This is a genomic window from Streptomyces sp. NPDC031340 (assembly GCF_055569945.1).
Genome location: NZ_JBVIIE010000130.1, coordinates 1 through 1,644 on the forward strand (window position 1 = coordinate 1; position 1,644 = coordinate 1,644).

General features: G+C 70.7%; 3 protein-coding genes. 2 read left to right on the forward strand and 1 reads right to left on the reverse strand.

What is annotated here, in order from left to right:
- Positions 1-146: 146 nt before the first annotated feature.
- Positions 147-620: a hypothetical protein gene (locus ACZ5GT_RS40720; RefSeq protein ID WP_469036988.1), complete on the reverse strand. Its 474-nt coding sequence runs from the start codon at positions 618-620 to the stop codon at positions 147-149.
- Positions 621-698: 78 nt separating this feature from the next.
- Here ACZ5GT_RS40720 and ACZ5GT_RS40725 point away from each other — a divergent pair, with 78 nt between their 5' ends.
- Both ACZ5GT_RS40725 and ACZ5GT_RS40730 read left to right on the forward strand, forming a co-directional pair.
- Complete coding sequence (locus ACZ5GT_RS40725) at positions 699-1,382, forward strand: TetR/AcrR family transcriptional regulator (RefSeq protein WP_469036990.1); 684 nt, start codon at positions 699-701, stop codon at positions 1,380-1,382.
- A gap of 56 nt (positions 1,383-1,438) precedes the next feature.
- Positions 1,439-1,644: XdhC family protein (locus ACZ5GT_RS40730; RefSeq protein ID WP_469036992.1), on the forward strand; the 206-nt coding region annotated here is incomplete at its 3' end.

Consider the following 1,644-nt stretch of genomic DNA (forward strand, 5'->3'; position numbering starts at 1 on the left):
AAAGAGTGTAGCGGGGGGCGGTTATACCGTGGGCGGTTGTTCTCTCTTGTCGTTGCTGCTTCTTTCTTCCCCCCCCCCCCCCCGCCCCCCCCCCCCCCCCCCCCCCCCCCCCCCCCCCCCCCCGCTCCGGTGGTCCTCGACGCCGCTCAGGCGGGACGGTTGGTGTCGGGGATGTCGAGGTGGATGGGCCTTCCCTCGGAGAGGAACAGCAGGACGAACTTGCGGATGACCTCCTCCACGGTCCAGGCGGCCGCGGGCACCAGCGGCAACGGGATGAGCCCTTCACGGAAGGCGACCAGCAGCGGCCAGGCGGCGCTGATCAACGGCTCCCAGAACGGCTCCTTGTCCAGCCCGATCAGGTCGCCGGTCCGGTCGCCGAGCGTGTAGCGGGCGAAGCCGCTGACCAGGGGCCGGGTGAGGCCGGCGTCGAGCTGCGCAACGATGCCCAGGAGGACGTCGGTGAGCTCCATGCCCTCGGGCGTGGAGGCCAGGACGGGGTCGAGGACCTGCCTGGACTGGGCTTCGGCCGCGTCCCAGGAGGCGGGGATGTACTCCGTCCATCGCTTCGAACTCCTCCTCGAGTTCTGTGCACCGGTGTCGGTTTTGGTACGATGAAACACATCGTGCTTCTGTGTTTCATCAGGGGAGCACAAAGGCGCCGTGAATGCCAGAGGCTGCACAGAATCAGGGAGACGAACGTGGAACCTGTCCTGCCGGCCCCCGTGGGTCCGTCCGGCGCTCCGTCCATGCTGGAAACGGCGTTCACCGAGGCCGTGGAGGGGACCGATCAGGACGACGAGGCGTCGGCGCGCCTGCTCGACGCCGCCTACGAGCAGTTCTGCCGCATGGGCATCAGACGCTCGACCATGGCGGACGTGGCACGGCTGGCGGGGGTCTCACGGATCACCGTCTACCGCCGCTTCGCCACCAAGGACCAACTCGTCGAGCAGGTCGTGCGGCGGGAGTTCCGACGCTACTTCGACCGCTTCATCCTGGACATCCGGGACGCCGAGACCGTCGCCGACCGGGTCGTCCTGGGATTCGCGAGTTCGCTGCGGGCCATCCGGCGCAACCGCCTCATCGGCGGTCTCATGGCCGCTGAACCGGACGCGGTGGTGCCGTCCATGACCGGTGACGGTGGCCGCACGCTGTCCGTGGTGCAGCAGTTCGTCGCGTCACGGCTGAGCCAGGAGCAGCATGCGGGCAACGTCTCTCCCGACGTGGACGTGAACCTGGTGGCCGAGATGATGGTCCGGGTGTCCGCGTCGTTCCTGGTCATCCCCAGCCATGTGGTCGACCTCGACGACGAGGAGCAGGTGCGCGCGGTGGCACGCCAGTTCCTCGTGCCGATGCTCGGACCGCCGTACTCGACTCCCGCGTAGCCGCCGCCTGTCGGCTGTACGCCGATAGGCATGATCGTCCCCGGCGCGGTCGACTCCTGGGCCGGCTGCGTTCCCCCATCGGCCTCGATCTCGGCGCCCGTGCGCCGGAGGAGACCGCCCTGTCCATCGCCGCGGAGCAGGAAGCGGGGGGGGGGGGGGGGGGGGGGGGGGCGAGGGGGGGGGGGGGGGGGGGGGTGGGGGGGGGGGGGGGGGGGGGGGAGGGGGGAGGGGGGGGGCCGTGCGCCTCGCCACCATCCGCCCG